The following is a 21,457-nucleotide window of genomic DNA, read 5'->3' as shown; positions in this document are numbered from 1 at the left end:
GCAGCGGTTATTATGACCGGAATCCGCGGGGGCAGCGGAGGGCCGGGATTCTTGCCATCATGTGCAAATGCCGCCTCAGGAACAGCGCAAGATTTGCGTGAAACACAGCATCTTAAGCGAAGGAGATGAAGAGCCGATGGACCCTGTTCGAAAAGACGAATTTGATTCCGAGGCTTGCGGGAGCATAGCCCCAAAAGCAAAGCCCTGTCCGCGGCCCAAACCGGGTGAAGCAGCTGGGGGCTGCTCCTTCGACGGAGCCCAAATTACGCTGCTGCCGATTATGGACGCTGCACATCTTGTCCATGGACCGATTGCCTGTGCCGGTAATAGCTGGGAGAGCAGAGGAACGTTATCAAGCGGCCCCTCCCTGTCCCAATATGGCTTCGCTACGGATCTTACGGATTCTGATATTATTTTTGGCGGCGAGAAGAAACTGAAGGAGAGTATCGACTATATTGCCGAGCGCTTTGCGCCTCCGGCAATATTTGTATATTCAACCTGTGTGACAGCGCTGATTGGCGAAGATATGGATGCGGTCTGCAAGACTGCGGCAGAGCGGATCGGGATTCCTGTGATCCCCGTGAACAGTCCCGGCTTCGTCGGCAGCAAGAATCTCGGCAACCGCCTGGCCGGGGATGCCCTGCTGCAGTACGTCATCGGTACGGGAGAGCCGGAGCCGCTGACGCCGCTGGGCGTGAATCTGATCGGAGAGTATAATATCGCCGGTGAGATGTGGGATATCGAGAAGCTGATGAACAGCGCAGGGATAGCGGTAACCTCACGGATAACGGGAGATGCCCGTTACAAGGAGATTACCTGGGCGCACCGGGCGAAGGTGAATATGGTGGTCTGCAGCCGGGCGCTGCTGGGCCTTGCCAAGGAGATGGAATCCAGATACGGCATTCCATATTTCGAAGGTTCGTTCTATGGTGCCAAGGAAACGACCTATTCGCTGCGGCAAATGGCGTTTCTGATGAATGACCGTGAGATGGAGCGGCGGGTGGACCGGCTCACAGAGCGGGAAGAAGCCCGGCTAAGCCAGGATCTGCGCCCATACCGCAAGCTGCTGAAAGGGAAACGGGCGGTACTCTACACAGGCGGCGTCAAGAGCTGGTCGGTGATCTCGGCGCTGAAGGAGCTGGGTGTCCAGGTAGTCGGGGTAGGCACGAACAAGAGTACTGAGGATGATGTGCGGCGGATTGCCGACCGGGTGGGCGACGATACGGAATACATTCCCGAAGGCGGAGCAAGCCGGATTATTAAGACGGTCAGGGAACGCAAGGCTGATATTATGATTGCCGGCGGACGCAATATGTACGTGGCGATGAAAGAGCAGATCCCGTTCATCGATATTAATCAGGAGCGGCACAAGGCGTATGCCGGATATGAGGGATTGCTGAGGCTGGCCAAGGAACTGACCTATTCGCTGGCCAATCCAATCTGGAAGCTGGCGGCGAGCCCGGCCCCATGGGATAAGGAGGCTCCTCCTTATGACCGTTAACCGGAGAAAGAAGCCGGCATCGGTCAACCCGATGAAGATCGGGCAGTCGCTGGGTGCCGTGCTGGCACTGCAGGGCTGTTACCGGGCCATGCCGCTGATTCACGGCTCCCAGGGCTGCTCCGCTTTTCCGAAGGCGCTGCTGACCCGGCATTTCCGGGAACCGATTGCCGTGCAGACCTCGGCGCTGCAGGAGATGGATGTCATCTTCGACGCCAACCGCAATCTGGAAGAGGCACTGAACCTGGTGCTGAGCAAGCACCGTCCCGATATCATCGGCATTATTGGAACAGAGCTGACCGATGTGGCGGGTGTGGATTATCAGAACATGCTTAAGACGTATAAAAGAGAGCGGAATATGCGCGGCGGCCTCGCCTTCTCCGTCGTGCTCCCTGATTTTCGCGGATCACTGGAATCGGGCTTCAGCTCTACGGTAGAAGCCATGATTGACGAGATGATCCAGCAGGTCGGACACCGGGGGTCCAGGAGTGTAAACACCCGGCAGATCACCTTGCTGCCGGGATCATTCTTAACCCCGGCCGATGTAATGGAGCTGAAGGAGATCATCTCCTCCTTCGGGTTCGAAGTGATTGCGCTGCCGGATATCTCAACGTCCCTGTCGGGCCATCTGCTGACAGGCTTCTCGCCGCTGACCCGGGGCGGGGTTCCCCTGGATTCCATGCTGCAGAGCCTGCAGTCCGGGCTGACGATTGCCATCGGCGGGAGCATGGAGCGTCCGGCCCGGCGGCTGCACAATGCGCTGGGCACGCCGTATAAGGTATTCGAAGGCGCTATGGGGCTCAAAGCCACCGATGAACTGCTGCATTTCCTGCATCAGATCAGCGGGGAGCCGGTGCCGCTGCGTTATTGCTGGCAGAGGGAGAATCTGCTCGACAGCATGCTGGATGCCCATTTTCAGTTCGCCGGAATGTCGGCTCTGACGGCGCTGGAACCGGATCATTTGTATTCGGTATCGGGATGGCTGGAGGAGCTGGGGGTAGAGCAGAAGGCGCTGATTACCTCATACGAAACTCCGCTCGTTGCCGGAATGGAACGCGAGGTATGGGTGGGGGATCTGGATGATGCCGAGGTACTCGGCAAGGGAGCGGATTTGTGGATCAGCAATTCCCACGGGCTCGCAGGTGCGCAGCGGATCGAAGCAGCGTTTATGCCGGCCGGATTCCCGGTCTGGAATGAGCTGGGTGCTTATATGTCTGTCTCGGTCGGGTACCGAGGCGCTATGGAATGGAGTAATAAAGCAGGGAATTTGTTAATGCAAAGGGAGGCAGGACACCGTGAAAGTAGCGTTCGCCACAGATGATGGAAACCGTGTGAATGCCCATTTCGGACAAAGTCCGATGTTTGCTGTATATAATGTAACGAAATCAGGCGCCTCACTGGTTGAGCTGCGCAAGCTGCCAGCGGTGCTGAACCAGGATGAAGCAGGCAAAATCGACAGCCGGCTGGATGCGGTAAGCGACTGTACCCTGATCTTCATCATGCAGATCGGTGCGTCAGCGGCCGCACGGGTGACGCGCCGCAAGATCATGCCGGTGAAGGTGCCTTTCGGCAGTCCCATAGAGGAACAGCTGAAACGGCTGGTGGAGATGCTTCAGGGTAAGCCGCCCATGTGGCTGGCCAAGGTTCTGCGGGCGGAGGAGAATAGCGGGAGCGAAGGGGGAGAAGCGAATGGAACCCATGGCTAATGAGCATGCGGTGCAGCAGGATACGGGGAACACGGAAGCCCCGGCAATGAGGCTGCGCAGCCGGAAAGTGCGCAAGGAACTGAATCAGGAGACAGCGGATGCTCTGGTCCGGCGGCTGTGCCATCTGCTGGATGCCGGAGATTTCTTCGGGCGTAATGCCATGCTTCCGCCGCTGGAGAAGATCGGGAAGCTGTTCCTGGCTACTGCCGAGGATCAGAATCAATCCGAATTCAATTGTGCCGTGTCACCGAAGGTGCGCCAGCAGGTACCACTGCTGTTCCAGGCGATGGCCGGAGTGATGGAAGAAAGAACGGGCCTTATGATCCAGAGTACCGCTGAGATTAACGGCGAGGGTTTTGGACGGGGGCTGCTGTATAGCGGCAGAGTTATCCTGGTGCTTAAAAGCTTACGGGCGGGCGCACCTTTCCCGTTCACTTCTGCAGAGAAGACGATCCGGTACGGGGTGGAGTGCATTGAAGAGGGGCTGGCTTTTCTGGAGAAATACAAGGTGATGACTTCAGAGCACGGGCTGTTCAGCCTGGAGGGCTAGAGCAGATCTTAATTCGCAGTTACAGGGGGATTCAGGGATGGAGCAGCTTGCCGGAGGTTTGGAGCTGGAACGGTATGCCCGGCAGCTGAAGCTGCTCGGGGAAGACGGGCAGAAGGCACTGAAGGAAGCAACGGTCATGGTGGCCGGCATCGGCGGACTTGGGGGAACAGCTGCACTCTATTTGGCGGCGGCAGGTGTCGGCAGGCTTATTTTGGCCCATGAGGGAAACATTCTTGCGCCGGATCTTAACCGGCAGATTCTGATGGATAGTGATCATTTGGGGCAGGAGCGGATGAGTACGGCTATTGCCCAGCTGCAGCGGCTGAATCCGCACGTGGCAATTGAAGGCTATAATTCTAAAATTGAATATAACGCGGCCAGACCCTGGGTAAGGGATGCCGATATTGTGATTGATGCCCGGTACGATTTCCCTGAGCGGTACGCGCTGAACCGTCTGTGTGTCGATACGAACACGCCGATGGTGGAAGCGGCAATGTATGGCTTTGAAATATCGCTGACTACTGTGATTCCGGGACTGACGCCTTGCCTCGAATGCCTGTATCCGGATGTGCAGCCGCAGTGGGAGCCGTTCGGATTTCCTGTTCTGGGTGCGACTTCCGGGATTGCAGGTTGTCTGGCAGCGCTGGAAGCCGTAAAATGGATTACAGGGGTAGGGACAACTTATGCGGGCGTAATGCATCGCTTCAGCTCACTCGACTTCGCCTGTTATAGCGTCCATATTACCCGTAATCCGAATTGCGCTTGCTGCGGAGAAGGAGGTAAACCGTGAAAAGTCTCAAGCTATGTGACACGACACTGAGGGATGGTGAACAGGCGGCTGGAGTTTCATTCACGAGGGCGGAAAAGCTGGAAATCGCAAAGTTGCTGTCGGAGTGCGGAGTAGAGCAAGCAGAGGTAGGAATTCCTGCCATGGGCAAACGGGAGCAGGAGGATATCGCGGCCATCGCTGAATTGGGACTCCCCATGAAGCTGATGACGTGGAACCGTTCGGTTCCCGGAGATATTGACAAGGCAAAGGCTACCGGAGTGAACTGGAGTCATATCTCCATTCCGGTGTCGGAGATTCAGCTGCAGGGTAAGCTGGGGTTGTCGCAGCGTGAAGGTCTGAACAAGCTGCTTCGTGCAGTGGAATACGGGCTACGGCAGGACATGACGGTGTCGGTAGGCATGGAGGATTCCTCCAGGGCAGATATGAATTTCCTCATTGAAGTGGTAAATACATTATATAAGGAAGGTATCCGCAGGTTCCGTTATGCGGATACCGTCTCGGCGCATCATCCGGGGCAGATGGCAGACCGCGTGAGCCGGCTGCGGGGTGCAGTGCCTGGGGATGTGGAGCTGGAGGTGCACTGCCATAATGATTTCGGTCTGGCCTGCGCGAATACGCTTAGCGGCATCGCGGCAGGGGCGGTATGGGCCAGCACAACGGTAGCCGGAATCGGTGAACGGACCGGCAATGCGGCCATGGAGGAAGTAGCCATGGCCTGGCGCTATTTGTACGGCGGAGAATGTGCGGTCCGGCTGGAGCTGCTCAAAGGCTTGGCTGACATGGTGATTGCCGCCTCCGGCCGCAGTGTCGGCGACGCGAAGCCGATTGTGGGGCAGCTTGCCTTCACCCATGAATCGGGGATTCATGTGGACGGGCTGATGAAGGAGAAGTCCACGTATCAGTCCTTCGATCCTGCGGAGGTAGGCCGGGCTCACCGCTTCGTGCTCGGCAAGCATTCCGGCAGCGGCGGTGTGACCCATGTGCTGGAGCAGCGGGGGCTTGAAGTCAGTGCCGATACGGCCGGCCGTCTGCTGGAGAAGGTGCGTGAATATGCGGAAGCCCGCAAAGGCACCGTACCGGAGTATATGCTGGTGCAGTGGCTGATGGAAGAGCAGCAGCGGGCCCAGAATGCGGTATAGGACAGCTTTGGAATGTTGATTATTTTAAGCAGTGCTGATTTTCCTTAGGGAGAACAGTGCTGCTTTTTTGCTGTGAAACCGCCATTTTCAGAAAAGATAACTTGCATCGCTTGCAGGAAGCATCTACACTTTGAGCAGGATGTTACTTCGGAAGAAAGCAAGGAGAATGGGCAGCTATGACATTGAGGAAAACGATCTTTTTTGATATTGACGGCACGATTTATGATGAGGAAAAGCAGATTCCCCCGTCCGCCAAAGAAGCGATAGCTGAACTGAAAAGACGCGGCCACCATGTGGCGATTGCTACCGGAAGAGCGGACTATATGTTCGAGGAGCTGCGCGCGGAGCTGGGGATCGATTCCTATGTTTCGCTTAACGGGCAATATGTAGTATATGAAGGAAAGCCGGTGTACAGCAATCCGATTGAGAAGCCTACACTGGAGGAGCTTACCTTGTTCGCTGAGAAGCTGGATCATCCGGTGGCATACACAGATACGGCGGGCATGAAAGTAAACGTGGCCGATCATGAGTATATCAAGACGAGCATCGGTTCGCTGAAGCTGGTGTTTCCGACGCATGATGCAGAATATTTCCTGAAGAATGACACGCATCAGGCGATGATTTTCTGCCCGCAGGAGAGTCAGGCTATATACACTGAGCGGTATCCGCAGCTGAACTTCATCCGCTGGCACCCGCTGTGTATGGATGTGCTGCCGGGCAATGGCTCCAAGGCTAACGGAATTGCGGAAATGCTGAAGGTTATCGGCGTCCGGAAGGAAGATGTATATGCTTTTGGCGATGGTCTGAATGATGTAGAGATGCTGGGGTTCGTCGGCTACGGTATTGCTATGGGCAACGGGGAAGCTGAAGCGAAGGCTGCCGCCGCTTACGTAACGAAGCATGTAAGCGAGGACGGGATTTACGAAGGCTTGAAGATGGTCGGACTGCTGTAAGGCAGGGATGGATGGTGTAAGCGGAAGCCGGGCGTTACCTGGCCTGAGAGATGCCGAAAGAGTATTCTATTGCAGATTGTGCAGTAGGATGCTCTTTTTTTTGTGCCCGGCTTCCAAAGGGCGGGTTGTCCGGCAATAGTATATGTTTTGGCTGGACGGGGTGTGATAAGGCGGGTGAACAATTTTGGCTCTGCCCGGTTGAAAACAGGTTGTCCAGCCGGTACAAACAACCCGTTTCTCCAAAAATAAATATTTGCCTACGGGATGAATGTCCATGCCCTATCTGGGTCAACGGAGTAGGATACATAAAGTCTATTGGAGGTGCTAATTATGGGTCGTCCGGAACTTAAGAGAAAAAAACGTATTTGCAAAGACGATGTATTGGAGTGTCCGCTGCCAAAAATTAAACGTCCGAAAAGAAAAGTGCATGATAACAAATGCAACTGCAAGAAGATTATCGTCAAAAAGCAGATCGTACGCGTTAATATTCCATTAGGGGCATTGGGGGCAGCCGGGGCAGCAGGTGCCCTGGGTGCTGCCGGAGCTGTAGAGGCGCTGGGAGCAGCTGGCGCTGCAGGCGCGGCAGGTGCGCTTGGCGCAGCAGGTGCAGGCGGAGCGCTCGGTGCACCGGGCGCCGCCGGAACACTCGGCGCAGTCGGTGCGGCCGGAGCGCTGGGCGCTGTAGGCGCAGCGGGTGCCTTGGGTGCCCGTGGAGCAACCGGCACATTGGGCGCCGTAGGTGCCGCCGGGCTGCTGGGAGCGGCTGGAGCCGCTGGAGCGCTAGGCGCAGTTGGAGCCACAGGCGCACTCGGCGCTGCGGGAGTCGCCGGCGCCTTGGGTGCTGCCGGAGCTGCCGGTGCAGCGGGAGCGCTGGGCGGGATCGGTCCGGCGGGAATTGCCGGACTGGTCGGTCCCGCAGGGCCGGCGGGCGCAGCAGGACCTGCAGGACCTGTAGGACCGGCAGGAGCAGTGGGGCCTGTAGGGCCAGCCGGAGCAGCCGGAGCAGTGGGGCCAGCAGGACCGGCCGGGGCAGCCGGGGCAGTGGGGCCTGTAGGACCGGCCGGAGCAGCGGGGGCAGCCGGGGCCACTGGTGCCACAGGTGTGGCCGGCCCGGCGGGAGCCGCAGGAGCGGCAGGTCCGGCGGGGGCTACCGGAGCAACCGGACCCGCTGGCGGGATTGCCCAGTTCGGTTATGTATATAACCTCGGCGCACAGGTGGTGCCGATTGAGGCGGATGTATCTTTTGATACGAATGGTTTCCTTACGCCCGGGATTACGCATGCTCCGGGTACAACCACCATTTCGGTCACCAATGCGGGTGTCTACGAGGTTAATTTCTCGGTATCCGGTGTAGAGCCGAGCCAGTTTGCCCTATTCGTGAATGGTGCCCAGGTTCCGGGGACGGTATATGGTTCGGGTGCAGGAACGCAGCAGAATACCGGGCAGGCCATTTTCTCCCTGTCATCCGGAGATGTGCTGACGCTGAGAAATCACAGCTCGTCGGCAGCAGTCACACTGCAGACACTGGCTGGCGGAACACAGGCGAATGTCAATGCGTCGATTGTCATTAAGCAGCTGGCCTAGCAGTAGCAGAAAGCAGAGTGAATTGAAGGTTACAGAACAGGCTTGGAGGGAGGCGGGGTACCGGGTAGAGGGTATCCTGTCTTTTTGTTGTGCAGGAAATTACAAAATATAGGGTATCGCCGCAACCTAGAACCATTAGCCTCCGTCAGATTAAGAGCTGGAGAGGGAGAGGGGGGAGATCATGAGTGTAGCCGCAAAGGTTAACTACAGGTATCTGATGATGATCATTGTGCTGATCTTGACGGCCGGATTCGCCCTGCTATTAGCAGGATGCAGGCAGGCGGAGAATTCTGCACCGGAACAGGTCCGTGTGCTGTCCCGGGAGGATGTCATTGCTGTTTTTGCCGATCAGGGACTGTCGCTGCAGACGGGGGAAGAGGTACCTGGCTCTATTTTTCAGCTGGAATTGAACGGGCTTAAGCCGCAGGTCTATTCCATGGACGGAGTGGAGCTGTCGCTATATCTCTTCGCTTCAGCAGAGGAGCGGGCTGCAGGCTGGGGAGAATTCGGGGAGCTGACGGCTGCTGCGGATTTGATTCCTTTTAAAGCCTATCAGGAAGGGGCCATACTTATGTTCTACATCCACGGAGAATCTGCGGCAGAGGGGCAGAAGTGGAATGAGCAGCTCGATAAGCGGCTGAAGGCAGCCATACGGGGATTGATTGCGGCGGAGTAGGCGCATGCTTTTCGAATAAATTGTTATCCTCTTCCTTCGGTCTGGTTAAGATATATTAATATGTCTTACAGAGGCAGGAACCAATAGAAGCGGAGGGAATCTAAATTGAACCCCAAATGGTGGAAAGAAAGTGTTGCCTACCAGATTTATCCGATCAGCTTCATGGACAGCAATGGTGACGGGAAGGGTGATCTGCGCGGAGTGTTATCGAAGCTCGATTATTTGCAGGACCTCGGTGTAGATGTGATCTGGATCTGCCCGATTTATAAATCACCGAACCATGACAACGGCTATGATATCAGCGACTATTGCGACATTATGAAGGAATTCGGCACGATGGATGATTTTGACCTGCTGCTGCGTGAGATGCATACCCGCGGGATGAAGCTGATGATGGACCTGGTGCTGAATCATACCTCGCATGAGCATCCGTGGTTCGTTGAATCCAGAAGCTCGAAGGATAATCCCAAACGGGACTATTATATATGGAGAAAAGGGAAAAACGGCGGTCCGCCGAACAACTGGGAATCCTATTTCAGTGGTTCGGTCTGGGAGCTCGATCCCCGTACGGATGAATATTATCTGCATTTGTATTCCCGTTTTCAGCCCGATCTCAACTGGGAGAATCCCGCGGTGATCGACAAGCTGCATGAGATGGTGGAGTGGTGGCTGAAGAAGGGGGTTGACGGCTTCAGGTTTGATGCGATTGCCCATATTGTGAAGGCCGAGGGTTATCCGGATGCCCTGAATCCCGGCGGCACGCCGACCGTGCGCGCGTATGATATGTTCTCGAACCTTGAGCATGTGCATACGCTGCTGCAGAATCTGCATGATCAGGTGCTCTATTACTACGATATTATGACGGTGGGGGAAACCTCGGGTCTTGGGCCGGAGCAGGCGCTCGATTATGTCGGTGACGGACGGCGCGAGCTGAACATGACCTTCCAGTTCGAGCATATGAATCTGGATGCCGCTTCACCAGGCAGCGGGAAATGGGATGTCGTGCCCTGGAAGCTGGGTGACCTGAAGAAGATCATCAGCAACTGGCAGACCGTTCTGCATAACCGGGGCTGGAACGCCAACTATCTGTGCAACCATGATCAGCCGCGCTCGGTGTCGCGGTTCGGCAATGATCTGTTCTACCGTATCCCGTCAGCCAAAATGCTGGCCACCTTCATCCACATGCTGGAAGGCACCCCCTACATTTATCAGGGTGAAGAAATTGGGATGACCAATGTCGCTTTCGAGTCGATTGATGATTACCGGGATGTAGAGACGCTGAATTTCTACGAGGAAAAGCGGACCGCCGGCGTACCCGAAGCCGACATTATGGCCGCTATTCATACCAAAAGCCGCGATAATGCCCGCACGCCGATGCAGTGGGACGATAGTGAGGATGGCGGATTTACGACGGGGGATCCCTGGATCAGGGTGAACTCGAACTCCCGGGAGATTAATGTGGCTAATGCAGTCAAGGACCCGGACTCCATCTACAATTACTATAAAAAGCTGATTCAGCTTAGAAAACAACATCAGGTGATCGTCTACGGCGAATATGGTCTGCTGCTGGAAGAGCATCCTGAAATCTATGCCTACACCCGGACGCTGGAGGACCAGCGGCTGCTGGTCATTCTGAATTTCTATGAACGTGAGCCGGTATTTGAGCTTCCGGAGGAATTTCAGGCGGCGGAGAAGCTGGAGCTGCTGATCTCTAATTATCCAGCAGCCAAAGAGGATGATCTGCGCAGTCTAAAGCTGCGTCCGTATGAGGCGCGCGTATATCTGCAGCGCTTAAGCAGCAAGGCGTAAGGCCGGACCCGGGTTCCCCGGACCGCCGGCTGAAGAAACCAAAACAGCAGTCCGGGAGTGGTCTCCGGGGATTGCTGTTTTTTTCACGAAAATAAATAATTATTCAATCTATGTTCCGGCGAATTGTGATCCTGATGCTTTGTTTCCACAGTAAAAGACGGTACAATAAGCGTTATTAAAGAGAGGCATAAGACCGTACTGGGAAAAAGGCTGTGGAGGGAGTAATAGAGAGATGAGTGAGTGGTACGAAACAAGCTTTGGCGAGGACTATTTAATCGTTTATAGACACAGGGACTTCGGCGGTGCACGCCATGAGGTGGAGACGATGATCGGCTGGCTGGACTTGCACAAGGGTGCCAGGGTGCTTGATCTCTGCTGCGGTATGGGCCGCCATTCGCTGGCTTTGTCGGAGGCCGGTTATGAGGTTACCGGGGTTGATCTATCCGAGGCGCTGCTGCATGAAGCGCGTTCGCAGGCGGGTGCGGAAGCCGTAACCTGGCTGCGGTCTGATATGCGTGAGCTTCCCTTGGAGGGCGGATTCGATGCAGTGGTCAATTTGTTTACTTCGTTCGGATATTTCGAAGAAGACGAGGAGCAGATCAAGGTGCTGAAGGAAATCTGCCGGATGCTGAAGCCGGAGGGCAAATTTATTATTGATTTTCTGAATCCGGCTTATGTCATCCGCCATCTGGTGCCCCACTCTGTCCGTGAGGACGGGGATACTCTGATCGATGAATCACGCCGGATTGAGGAGGGTTACGTGAAGAAGGATATCCTTCTGATCTCGAAGGCCGGAGGGGCGCCCCGGAAATATCATGAACGGGTGAAGCTCTATTCCGTGGACAATTTCCGCGAGATGATCGCTGCTGCCGGGCTGCGGCTTGAAGCTGTGCATGGCAGCTACGATGAAGAGGAATATGATGCTGAGTCCTCAACCCGGATGATCTTCACAGGAGCTAGACCATAGATGGCGGCGGGAAGAAGAGCCGGAGGAGGAGAGAGGATTTTGCACAAGGCGGATATTCAATCTTGGGATGGCGGAGTTCTGCAGGTATCTGTGCCGATGGGGCTGCCGCTCCGTCAGGTGAACAGTTATATTCTGCCTGACCGGGACGGCAGGATTACGGTGATTGACCCGGGCCCTCACACCCCGGATGCAGAGCTTGCCTGGCAGGGCGTGCTGGAGGAATTGGATCTGTCCTGGTCCAAGGTGCGGGACATCGTCGTTACCCATCATCATCCCGACCATTATGGTCTTGCCGGCTGGATGCAGTCGCGCAGCGGTGCTCGGGTATGGATGTCGGAGCGGGCTCATGCTGAAGCCGGCCTGGCCTGGGGCAGCGGGGCGATTCTGGATGAGGCTTTGCCGCTGTTCTTCCTGCGGCACGGCATGCCGGAGGCCTGGATTCAGGGCATCCGGGAGCATCTGGAGAGCTTCCGGCCGGAGGTGACCCCGCAGCCGGAGGTCACCTATATCAATGAGGCGGAGCCGTTTGTAATGGGCAGCCGCAAATGGCAGGTTCTGATGACCGGCGGGCATGCGCCGGGTCATGTGTCGCTCTACCACGGCGGCAGCGGGCAAATCTTCTGTGGCGATGCTGTGCTGCCGCAGATTTCGCCCAATGTCGGCCTGCAGCCGGGCAGCGATCCGCAGCCGCTGCGGACGTATCTGCAGGGGCTGCGGGAGCTGCGCAGCCTTGAGGTGCAGCTGGCGTTCCCGGGCCACCGGGAACCGTTCAGCGGGTTCACGGCGCGGGCGGACAGCCTGCTCCGGCATCATGAGGAGCGGCTGGATGCTACAGCCGCATTGCTTGCCGGCGGACCGCTGAGCGGGTTCGCCGTCTGTGAGGGGCTGTTCCGCAGCCGGATCGCGACTGCGCATCAGATGCGGTTCGCGATGAGCGAGGCGCTGGCCCATCTGGCCGAGCTGGTGCGCCGGGAGCGGGCGGCCGAGACGGAGGGCGGCCCCGGCGGGAGCATATTGTTCACGGCGGCGGTGTCCGGGTAAGCTGCAATAGGATGCTTGTTGCAGACATAAGTCCATCTGTGCCCGTTGCCGTCTCTCCTTGAGGCTGTTCTTACAACAGTCGCGGGAACCTTACCCTTTACTGTTACCACTACTACTACGACTACTACGACTATTTCCAATACCAAACAACTACCAGAATACAGCATACTTAAGAGAAACGGGCACTATCCGCTAAGGAGGGTACCCGTTTTTTGTGTTAGTTAGAAAAGTACCAAGTTACTCCGAGCATGAAAATAAGAAGCTTCTGAAACCGCCGGAAGTGGACATCTGGGCCAAATGTATGCGAAAAATCGCATACAATGAGCTACCCCGAAGGTAATCAGGCCGAATGTATGCGAAAAATCGCATACAATGTGCCAGCGCGAAGGTAATCAGGCCAAATGTATGCGAAAAATCGAATACAATGGGCTACCCCGAAGGTAACCGAGCCCAATGTATGCGAAAAATTGAATATAATGTGCTACCGCGAAGGTAACCAGCCCAATGTATCCCGTTGTGCTGAACCGCTGGGCGCATATAGCGCAGTATGGCGGGCAGAGCAGAGCACGGTGACGATGTGCACACTTGTTGATTTATTGACATTTGTTAAATATAATAAGTGCACTAAGCAACTGGATGACAAGTGAAAGGGAGAAGCTTATGGACAGACGTATAGGCAAAACGCGGGAAGCTATTTTCGAGGCTTTTATCAGCCTGATGGCCGAGAAGAACTTTGAGCAGATTACGGTAAATGAGATTGCAGCGCGTGCCAATGTAAGCAGAGGAACAATCTATCTCCATTATGTAGACAAGTACGATCTGCTGGATCAGTGTATAGAGACGCAAATGGAACAGCTGTGCGAGAGCTGCCTGGCCGGCGGGGAGGACGCCCATATCGCCTCCGGGGGCGCGCTGCTGCGCACAGCCGAATATCTGGAGCGGCACGCATGGGTCTTCACTACACTGCTTAACAATAAAGGCGTTCCGGCCTTCCGGACCCGTCTGCATGCGATTCTGCTGCAGGGTCTAAGTGAGCAGATCGACATGAGCGGCCTGAACCGCGGGATGAACAAAGAGATGCTGATCCAGTTCCTGGCATCGGCTGTAGTAGGTGTAATGGAGTGGTGGATCACCCATTCGATGCCATACCCGGCCAACGAAATGATCGAAGACATCCTGGCTCTGATGGAGCGCAATCAAATGGCACCACGGCCGCTGGATACTGTGCAATAGATCTGTAGAAGCTGGTAGGTTGCAACATTATTCCGAAAAAAAGACATCCCGCTGTTTATATGCAGCAATTGATGTAGTAGCTCCGAGCGGAATTCAGTGATAGTTGTAGAACGTACACTTAAAAACAGCTAAACGGTACTCTAGTATCATATAACTGTATTCTGTACAACTAAATCTGCCTGAATGGTGAGAACCAATCTATAAATCGCAGTTTAATTGTACGAAATACAACTAAACGGTTAATCGGTTGAAAATCAGACGATTTAGTTGTACAAAGTGCAATTAAGCATACCGCCTGATACGCAATCGGGTCATTGCATATCTTCAGCAAGCAATTTACTAGGACTCTAGGAATCCTATGAATCCGGATCGATTTTTTTCATTTTGGACGGGTTGTTGACCTTGTATTTAACCGGATGCTGCGTGAGCTTCTTGGCGACGATCTTGGCTTCGAAGGATACTTTATCGCCGGGATTAAGCTCCAGCTTCTTCAGCGTGGCGCTATGGCTGGACCAGACTTCCTCAATCGCCAGATCATGGCCTTCGACCGAAACGGCTTCATATATAATAACTTCATCATCGTTGTCCGAGAAATGATTGGGGACGGTTGTGAACTCTTTGACCCTAGCGGTAATCGCGAGCTTGTCTTCAGGCAGCTGGACAGCGGCTTTCTTTTTGGAGGCGGCTGCTTTTTTCTGCGGAATTTCCGGTATCGCTTGCTTTGGTGAATCTGAATCTGCGCTGTCCGGAGCAGCCAGAATCTCCTTGCTTGCTGTTTCTGCTTCCGGTACTTCCTGGCTTTCCTGCTCCTCCAGAACGTTCACGGCTGGCAGAGTCTCTTCCGTTACCTCTGTGGAATCATCCGCCTTGGCTGCTTCAGCCGCCGAAGCGCGTTGTCCAAAAGCAGCGGTCTGCATTTCTTTCAGATAAGCGGGATGTATGCAGTGCTGCTGTTTATTCTCAAACTGTATCACCACGGTCAGGCTGTCCACGTAGCCTACAATTTCTACCGGCAGTGTCAGGCCGTTTCTCTTATACTGATAAGTTTTGACCCGGGTGGCTGTAGCGGGCAGGAGATTCCATTCCTTACACCGGTCAATCAGCTCATCTTCACTGTCAAAATCAAGAACGGACACAGGCTCAACTACAAACGAATAGGTCATTCACACTTCGCACCTTTCAAAATAAAATCAATGTAATATCGTCTTACTCCAGCTCCTCATTCTCCGGAACCTTTCTCCGCGCGGCTTCTTCAACATCCTCCGGTGCATGGGGCAGCCCAAGCTCCTGTTCGCGTTCTGCCTGCTTGCGGTGGGCAATACGGCTGCTGGCAGCTGCGGCTACAGCACCTACGATGTCATCCAGATACGTATGGATCTGGCCGGTTGTCTTGTCATTCAGCCTCTCCAGTACTCCAGGCTTCAGCTTGTCCACATAGCCATAGTTAGTGAAGCCGATGCTGCCGTATACATTCACGATGGAGAACGCCAGAATCTCATCCACCCCGTACAGCCCTTCATCATTCTCAATCATATCCTGCAGGGGAGCGAACAGCTTGCCTTCCTCGGCCAGTACATCAAGCTGGATGCCGGTCAGCACCGCATTCTGCACCTCTCTTTTGCTCAGTACCATCTCCACATTATGAACGCATTCCTCCATGGTCAGGTTCGGATAATACTTCTTCTGCAGCAGCATGACAAGCTCGGCAATCTCAAGTATGGTTACCCCGCGTTTCTGCAGCCAGAACCGGGTGGCTTCGGCGACGGCTTTGCTGTTGAGGCTGTAAGGGATTTTGGAATCAGTCATGAGAAGTCCTCCATTCGTAATTAAGTTAGGATAGCTGTTTGTACTAAATTGTACGCAAGCGGCAGACTGATGTCCAGAACCGTGCGGATTCATGGGCTGTATCTGGCTGCATCGGTCCGGACCCTGGCTGTATCTGCCCGTCCGGACAGAACTTCTGCAATTTAGGATAAGCTGTTGTTATTTTTTGGACTAAGGGCTCGTATACATAGCAGTACAAACTGATCTTAGCGTTGAAAGGGGTAATGAAGATTGAATAAGCCTATGAAACACATCCGCGGGGTTTCCGCGGCTTGCCTGCTGGCCGTTCCGATTATGCTCTCCGGCTGCAGTCTGTTCGGTTCGGAATCGGCAGCGGTAGACCCGCCTCCGGGTGAAGTCGAAGCACAAATGCTGCAGGTCAGCGGAGAAGGCACACTCGACACCGGGGTTCTGGGACCGGTCTCGCTGGATGAGAGTGATCTCGCAGCGGGGGTTAAAGATGCGGCAGTCTCCGCTGCGGCTGGAGAACGGACAACCGTGTACCTGGAGGATCAGCACGGCCTGCTGGCACCGGTGTCTCTGGCTCTTCCGCAAGGGGAGGGCACAGCAATGCTGGAGGATTCTCTTACTGCGCTAGTCAGCAAGGGGGCATACAAATCTGTACTGCCCGAAGGCTTCCAGGGCGTACTGCCGGCAGGGACGGAAGTGAACAATGTATCTATCGGCCAGGATAAGGTGGCCATCGTTGAATTCAATTCGGCATTCAATGACTATGATCCGGCGGATGAACGCAAAATTCTGGAGGCAGTCACTTGGACCCTGACGGGTCAGGAAGATATCCAGGGCGTACAGCTCTGGGTCGATGGCAAAAAGCTTACCGAAATGCCGCTGCAGGGTACTCCGCTGGATCGGCCGCTGTCCCGCGCCATGGGCATTAACCTGCCGAAGCAGAGTGCGCTCATGATGAACTCCAGCGCAGTGACCGTCTACTTCTCTGCTGCTTCTCCGGATGGCATTCATCAGTATTATGTTCCGGTTACGCGCTTTGTACCCGCAGGGGGAGATTCGGTGAAGGCAGCTCTGAACGAGCTGATTGCCGGACCACAGTCCGAGAATGGCCTGGAGATGGTCATGACGCAGGGCACGGTGGTTGATTCCGTGGAAGCAGGCCAGAATGGGGTAGTTACCGTTTCCCTGAAGGATGAGATGTTCGAAGGCAGCACAAGCGTTCCTGAGGAAATGCTGGAATCGGTCGTGCTGACGGTTGCCCAGAATACGGACGATGCCCTGGTGCAGATCCGCCTGAACGGTAAAGAAACAGTTACGGGAACCAATAATATCGATTACGGCCAGCCGGTCTCGGCACCGGAATATGTGAACGAGCTGCCGCTGTAGAATGATATGCATGCCTAAAAGATGCTTTTGTGCCTGCTCTTTGATAGAATAAAGGTTCATTGATCCGGATATCTTGACAGGAATAGCGGTGCCGTTCTCTGAAGCAGAGGACGGCACCCGTTTCTGCGTATAAGATAAGGGATGGATTCGTGTACACACAACTTAGGGCTATACGATGTAGGAGGCAGAAAAGATGAGATCAAACGGGCGCCAAGAAGACCAGCTCCGGCCGCTGACGATAACCACCCAAACCAACAAATATGCAGAGGGCTCTGTAATTATTGAGATGGGAGATACCAAAGTCATCTGCACGGCAACCGTGGATGAGAAAGTTCCGCCGTTTCTGAAAGGACAAGGCAAAGGCTGGGTCACTGCCGAATATTCCATGCTTCCCCGGGCCACCCAGACCCGTAACCAGCGCGAAGCAGCACGCGGCAAGCTTACCGGACGGACGATGGAAATTCAGCGTCTGATCGGACGGGCACTCCGTTCCGTAGTGAATCTGCAGGCACTGGGCGAACGCAGTATTACGCTGGATTGCGATGTGATTCAGGCGGACGGGGGGACACGGACAGCTTCGATTACGGGCGCTTTTGTAGCGATGGCCTTTGCCATGAATAAGCTTGCGCTGCAGCACAAGCTGGCCGTATTTCCGATTACGGATTACCTGGCGGCGATCAGCGTCGGTGTCGTCGGTGACAAAACGCTGCTCGATCTGAACTATGAAGAGGATTCCAAAGCGAAGGTTGATATGAATGTGGTTATGACAGGCGGCGGTGCGTTTGTTGAAGTGCAGGGTACAGGCGAAGAGCGGCCGTTTACCCGCCAGGAGCTTGACCAGCTGCTGGGTCTGGGCGAGAAGGGGATCTACGAGCTGATCGCCGTTCAAAAAGAAGTACTGGGCCCCATTGCGCTCAAAATCCCTTCCGGCCAGCCTGGCCAAGAGGTGTAATATGAAGTCCGGCAGCGGGATTCTGATTGTCGCGACGAAGAATAAAGGCAAGGTGCGGGAGTTCCAGCACGCCTTTGCTCCCCTTGGACTCACCGTCAAAAGCATGTTCGATTACCCCGATCTGCCGGATGTGGTGGAGGACGGGGTGACTTTTGCCGAGAATGCCTTCAAAAAATCCCGGGCGGTAGGGGATGCACTCGGATTTCCGGTGCTTGCGGATGATTCCGGTCTATGCGTGGAAGCGCTGGACGGCAGTCCGGGAGTATACTCGGCCCGCTACGCCGGAGAGCCTGCAGATGATGAAGCGAACAACCTGAAGCTGCTGAGCGAACTGGAGAGGCTGAAGCAGGGTGAGGATACCGGCCAGCCGCTGCTCAGTCCGGCCCGGTTCGTCTGTGCTCTGTCGCTGTATGATCCGGCGGACGGGCGGGAGCTGACGGCGGAAGGAACAGTGGAAGGCTGGATTACCTCGGAGCCTGCGGGCGGAGGAGGCTTCGGCTATGACCCGCTCTTCTATCTTCCGCAGTTTGAGAAGACGATGGCGGAGCTGACGCTGGAAGACAAGCAGGCGGTCAGCCACCGTGGCGCGGCACTGCGTCTGCTGACAGAGAAGCTTGCTGCCGCGCAGCGGGACGTGAAATAGAAGCTGAAGCTTATCCGGAAGCCTCCATGCATGTGTAACATGCACGGGGCTTCCGGATTTTTTATTGTGATATGGAAATTAGATGATAATCCCCCCTCAGTATGGAAATTTACCCCTAGCGCAGCAGCGTGCTTTGTATGAGAATAAGAGTTGACTTCACCCCTTTCGAACATTCTGCATTCTTCCGCTACCCCATTCCCTTCACAAGTTTTGCAAACAGAGGCAGCCTAGCTGAATGACGCAAAACTTACTACACAAGCATAAGCCATAGTTACGAGTAGACACCCGGCAAGAGAGCACGAGATCCGCAGGTATGCAGCTTAGCTGCGCTTTTTTGGGCTGGCCTATAGCATTTCAGCCTGCTAGTTGTGAATTTAATAGATTTACAGGGTGGGGGTCAATAGGGTCCTGGAGGTGAGCGCTGAAGCTTTCTGATTGGGTAACGCATTGAACCGGGGAGGTAATAACGAAATGTTCTTTATCAAAAGGAAAGCTCGTAAACCCTTTGTGCTTGGCTTGGCGGCAGTTCTTATCCTTACCCTTTTTTCGGCTTTCGGTACAAATCCCAGAACGGCTAATGCAGCTTCGGATTACAAGCTTGTCGGGTATTATGCTTCCTGGGCCGCTTACGGGCGGGCGTACAATGTAACGGATATTGATCCTAATAAAATGAATGTAATCAACTATGCGTTTGCGGATATTTGCTGGAACGGGATACATGGCAATCCAGACCCTACCGGTCCGAATCCGGTAACCTGGTCCTGTCAGAACGAGCAAGGCCAGACGATCAGCGTTCCGAACGGAACCATTGTGCTGGGTGATCCCTGGATCGATGCCCAGAAAAGCTTCGGCGACGATAAATGGGATGACCCGATCAAGGGTAACCTGAAGCAGCTCTGGAAGCTGAAGGAGAAGAATCCAAACCTGAAGACGGTCATCTCCATCGGCGGCTGGACGTGGTCGAACCGCTTCTCGGATGTGGCTGCTAGTGCGGCAACCCGTGAGGTATTCGCCAATTCAGCCGTTGATTTCATCCGCAAATACCAGATGGACGGCGTTGATCTGGACTGGGAATACCCGGTCAGCGGAGGACTGGCGGGCAACAGCTACCGTCCGGAGGATAAACAGAACTATGTTCTTCTGCTGCAGAAGATCCGCGAGAAGCTGAATGCGGCAGGAACTGCCGACGGCAAAACGTATCTGCTGACCATTGCTTCCGGCGCAGGACCTGCTTATATCCAGAACAATAATCTCAGCGGGATCGCTGCAGTGGTGGACTGGATTAATATCATGACCTATGACTTCAACGGAAGCTGGAATACAACTACGGGACACAACGCGCCGCTCTATTATGATCCGGCTGCAGCTTCATCGGGGCTGACCGAGCCGGCGAATTACAATATCGACAAAGCGGTTACCAGCTATCTGAGTGCTGGCGTGCCGGCGGGTAAACTCGTGCTCGGCATGCCGTTCTATGGCAGAGGCTGGGGAGGTGCTCCGGCTGCGGGGAATGGCCAGTACCAGGTCTCGGCGGGAATCTCCTCCACAGGCACCTGGGAGAAGGGCAACTATGATTTCAGTGATCTGGAAGCCAACTACATCAACAAGAACGGCTACACCCGCTACTGGAACAACACTTCCAAGGTTCCTTATCTTTATAATCCTTCAAATCAGACATTTATCAGCTACGATGATGTAGAATCCATTGGCTACAAAACAAGTTATCTGAAATCCAAAGGCCTGGCCGGAGCCATGTTCTGGGAGACCAGCGGCGACCGTAACCGGACACTGCAGACGAAGCTAAGCGCTGATCTTAACGGCGGAGTGGTGACTCCTTCACCAACGCCTTCGGCGACGCCAAGCCCTACGCCAACAGCAACAGTGAAACCGTCGGCAACGCCATCGCCGACACCTACGGCAACGGTTAAGCCGAGTGCCACACCGACTGCTACAGCCACACCGACCGCAACAGTTACACCTACTGCAACACCAGGTCAATGTACGGCAGCGGCTTGGAGTTCAACCGCCGTCTACACTCAAGGACAGCAGGCCTCCTACGGCGGACTGCTCTATCAAGCCCAGTGGTGGACGCAGGGCGAACGGCCGGATCTCAGCGGTGCCTTCGGAGTCTGGAGGGTTGTCGGCACTTGCGGCAACACTACACCGCAGCCTTCCGCTACAGCCACTCCCACTGTAAGTCCTTCGGCTACGCCGACAGCAGCACCAACCGCGACGCCTGTGGTCACGGCAACCCCGACGGCAACCACGGGTGCCTCAGCCTGGGCTGCCGGAATTGCTTATAAAGCGGGTGATGTTGTAACCTACAGCGGGAAATCATATACATGTCTGCAGGCACACACCTCGCTGGTAAGCTGGGAACCGTCTACAACACCGGCTCTTTGGAAGCTGAACTAAGAAATGAAGACTTATCAGCAATAATATATCTCCACACGAAGAAACGGTGCCGGCATAAGCCTGCACCGTTTTTTATGCGCTCTAGCCAGAGTATCATTTTGCCATTCCCGCCTTTTACTGCTTCGTTTGAATAATTAAATGTTTACATATACTTAGGTGGAAATTATGCGTTGTAATACATAGAAGTACTGCCAGCGTTCATAAGCTTCCATAAGCTGAAATATAATGAAGAGGCAGGCTGCTGTCCCGGTTTTAATTTATTTATGAAACGTGATGCTGTTTATTTCGTTATAGTAGTATATAGCGGAAGGTGGTGGATTC

General features: G+C 54.8%; 19 protein-coding genes. 17 read left to right on the top strand and 2 right to left on the bottom strand.

Going from position 1 to position 21,457, the window contains the following annotated elements; genetic code table 11:
* Positions 1-136: 136 nt before the first annotated feature.
* From nifE to NSU01_RS28810, 13 genes are all read left to right on the top strand, one after another.
* Positions 137-1,501, top strand: coding sequence for a nitrogenase iron-molybdenum cofactor biosynthesis protein NifE (nifE, locus tag NSU01_RS28870; protein ID WP_076248462.1), 1,365 nt, complete (start codon positions 137-139; stop codon positions 1,499-1,501).
* The gene (gene nifN / locus NSU01_RS28865) at positions 1,491-2,819 is read left to right on the top strand and encodes a nitrogenase iron-molybdenum cofactor biosynthesis protein NifN (protein WP_076248405.1); all 1,329 of its coding nucleotides are present in this window, start codon (positions 1,491-1,493) and stop codon (positions 2,817-2,819) included. The genes nifE and nifN overlap by 11 nt, the downstream gene beginning before the upstream one ends.
* Positions 2,794-3,204: a nitrogen fixation protein NifX gene (nifX, locus tag NSU01_RS28860; RefSeq protein ID WP_039297710.1), complete on the top strand. Its 411-nt coding sequence runs from the start codon at positions 2,794-2,796 to the stop codon at positions 3,202-3,204. Before nifN ends, nifX begins: the two co-directional genes overlap by 26 nt.
* Positions 3,188-3,754: a DUF269 domain-containing protein gene (locus NSU01_RS28855; RefSeq protein WP_076248403.1), complete on the top strand. Its 567-nt coding sequence runs from the start codon at positions 3,188-3,190 to the stop codon at positions 3,752-3,754. Before nifX ends, NSU01_RS28855 begins: the two co-directional genes overlap by 17 nt.
* 37 nt (positions 3,755-3,791) lie before the next feature.
* On the top strand, positions 3,792-4,544 hold the full coding sequence (locus NSU01_RS28850; protein ID WP_076248401.1) for a HesA/MoeB/ThiF family protein: 753 nt from the start codon (positions 3,792-3,794) through the stop codon (positions 4,542-4,544).
* Positions 4,541-5,683 carry a homocysteine methyltransferase gene (locus NSU01_RS28845; protein WP_042139705.1) on the top strand — a complete coding sequence of 381 codons (1,143 nt, stop codon included), beginning with the start codon at positions 4,541-4,543 and terminating at the stop codon, positions 5,681-5,683. The genes NSU01_RS28850 and NSU01_RS28845 overlap by 4 nt, the downstream gene beginning before the upstream one ends.
* A gap of 176 nt (positions 5,684-5,859) precedes the next feature.
* A complete protein-coding gene (locus NSU01_RS28840; RefSeq protein ID WP_042139704.1) occupies positions 5,860-6,636 on the top strand; it encodes a Cof-type HAD-IIB family hydrolase in 777 nt (258 codons plus the stop codon).
* A gap of 330 nt (positions 6,637-6,966) precedes the next feature.
* Positions 6,967-8,220 carry a collagen-like protein gene (locus tag NSU01_RS28835; RefSeq protein ID WP_076248398.1) on the top strand — a complete coding sequence of 418 codons (1,254 nt, stop codon included), beginning with the start codon at positions 6,967-6,969 and terminating at the stop codon, positions 8,218-8,220.
* Between the two features lie 181 nt (positions 8,221-8,401).
* On the top strand, positions 8,402-8,896 hold the full coding sequence (locus tag NSU01_RS28830; protein WP_076248395.1) for a hypothetical protein: 495 nt from the start codon (positions 8,402-8,404) through the stop codon (positions 8,894-8,896).
* Between the two features lie 105 nt (positions 8,897-9,001).
* Complete coding sequence (locus NSU01_RS28825) at positions 9,002-10,705, top strand: alpha-glucosidase (RefSeq protein ID WP_076248393.1); 1,704 nt, start codon at positions 9,002-9,004, stop codon at positions 10,703-10,705.
* A 232-nt stretch (positions 10,706-10,937) separates the two neighbouring features.
* Positions 10,938-11,672 (top strand): class I SAM-dependent methyltransferase, encoded by a 735-nt coding sequence (locus NSU01_RS28820; RefSeq protein ID WP_042139701.1) that lies wholly within the window; start codon positions 10,938-10,940, stop codon positions 11,670-11,672.
* Positions 11,673-11,711: 39 nt separating this feature from the next.
* Positions 11,712-12,713 (top strand): MBL fold metallo-hydrolase, encoded by a 1,002-nt coding sequence (locus NSU01_RS28815; protein ID WP_256704041.1) that lies wholly within the window; start codon positions 11,712-11,714, stop codon positions 12,711-12,713.
* A 660-nt stretch (positions 12,714-13,373) separates the two neighbouring features.
* A complete protein-coding gene (locus NSU01_RS28810) occupies positions 13,374-13,946 on the top strand; it encodes a TetR/AcrR family transcriptional regulator (RefSeq protein WP_042139700.1) in 573 nt (190 codons plus the stop codon).
* 356 nt (positions 13,947-14,302) lie between these two features.
* Here NSU01_RS28810 and NSU01_RS28805 read toward each other — a convergent pair whose 3' ends face one another.
* Both NSU01_RS28805 and NSU01_RS28800 read right to left on the bottom strand, forming a co-directional pair.
* Positions 14,303-15,109, bottom strand: coding sequence for a hypothetical protein (locus NSU01_RS28805; protein ID WP_042139698.1), 807 nt, complete (start codon positions 15,107-15,109; stop codon positions 14,303-14,305).
* Between the two features lie 43 nt (positions 15,110-15,152).
* The gene (locus NSU01_RS28800; protein WP_042139697.1) at positions 15,153-15,752 is read right to left on the bottom strand and encodes a phosphatidylglycerophosphatase A; all 600 of its coding nucleotides are present in this window, start codon (positions 15,750-15,752) and stop codon (positions 15,153-15,155) included.
* A 261-nt stretch (positions 15,753-16,013) separates the two neighbouring features.
* On the opposite strand from NSU01_RS28800, the gene NSU01_RS28795 reads away from it, so the two are divergent.
* The 4 genes from NSU01_RS28795 to NSU01_RS28780 all read left to right on the top strand — a co-directional run bounded on the left by NSU01_RS28795 (position 16,014) and on the right by NSU01_RS28780 (position 21,136).
* Positions 16,014-17,126 carry a GerMN domain-containing protein gene (locus NSU01_RS28795; protein WP_042141592.1) on the top strand — a complete coding sequence of 371 codons (1,113 nt, stop codon included), beginning with the start codon at positions 16,014-16,016 and terminating at the stop codon, positions 17,124-17,126.
* Positions 17,127-17,319: 193 nt separating this feature from the next.
* Positions 17,320-18,078, top strand: a complete 759-nt coding sequence (gene rph / locus NSU01_RS28790) for a ribonuclease PH (protein WP_042139695.1) — start codon at positions 17,320-17,322, stop codon at positions 18,076-18,078.
* A gap of 1 nt (position 18,079) precedes the next feature.
* A complete protein-coding gene (locus tag NSU01_RS28785; RefSeq protein ID WP_076248390.1) occupies positions 18,080-18,721 on the top strand; it encodes an XTP/dITP diphosphatase in 642 nt (213 codons plus the stop codon).
* A gap of 471 nt (positions 18,722-19,192) precedes the next feature.
* The gene (locus NSU01_RS28780) at positions 19,193-21,136 is read left to right on the top strand and encodes a glycosyl hydrolase family 18 protein (RefSeq protein WP_076248387.1); all 1,944 of its coding nucleotides are present in this window, start codon (positions 19,193-19,195) and stop codon (positions 21,134-21,136) included.
* Positions 21,137-21,457: the final 321 nt, after the last annotated feature.

This window comes from Paenibacillus sp. FSL H8-0259, from assembly GCF_037963255.1.
Taxonomy (GTDB): domain Bacteria; phylum Bacillota; class Bacilli; order Paenibacillales; family Paenibacillaceae; genus Paenibacillus_AQ; species Paenibacillus_AQ phytohabitans.
This window is presented reverse-complemented; position numbering and strand designations above follow the sequence as displayed.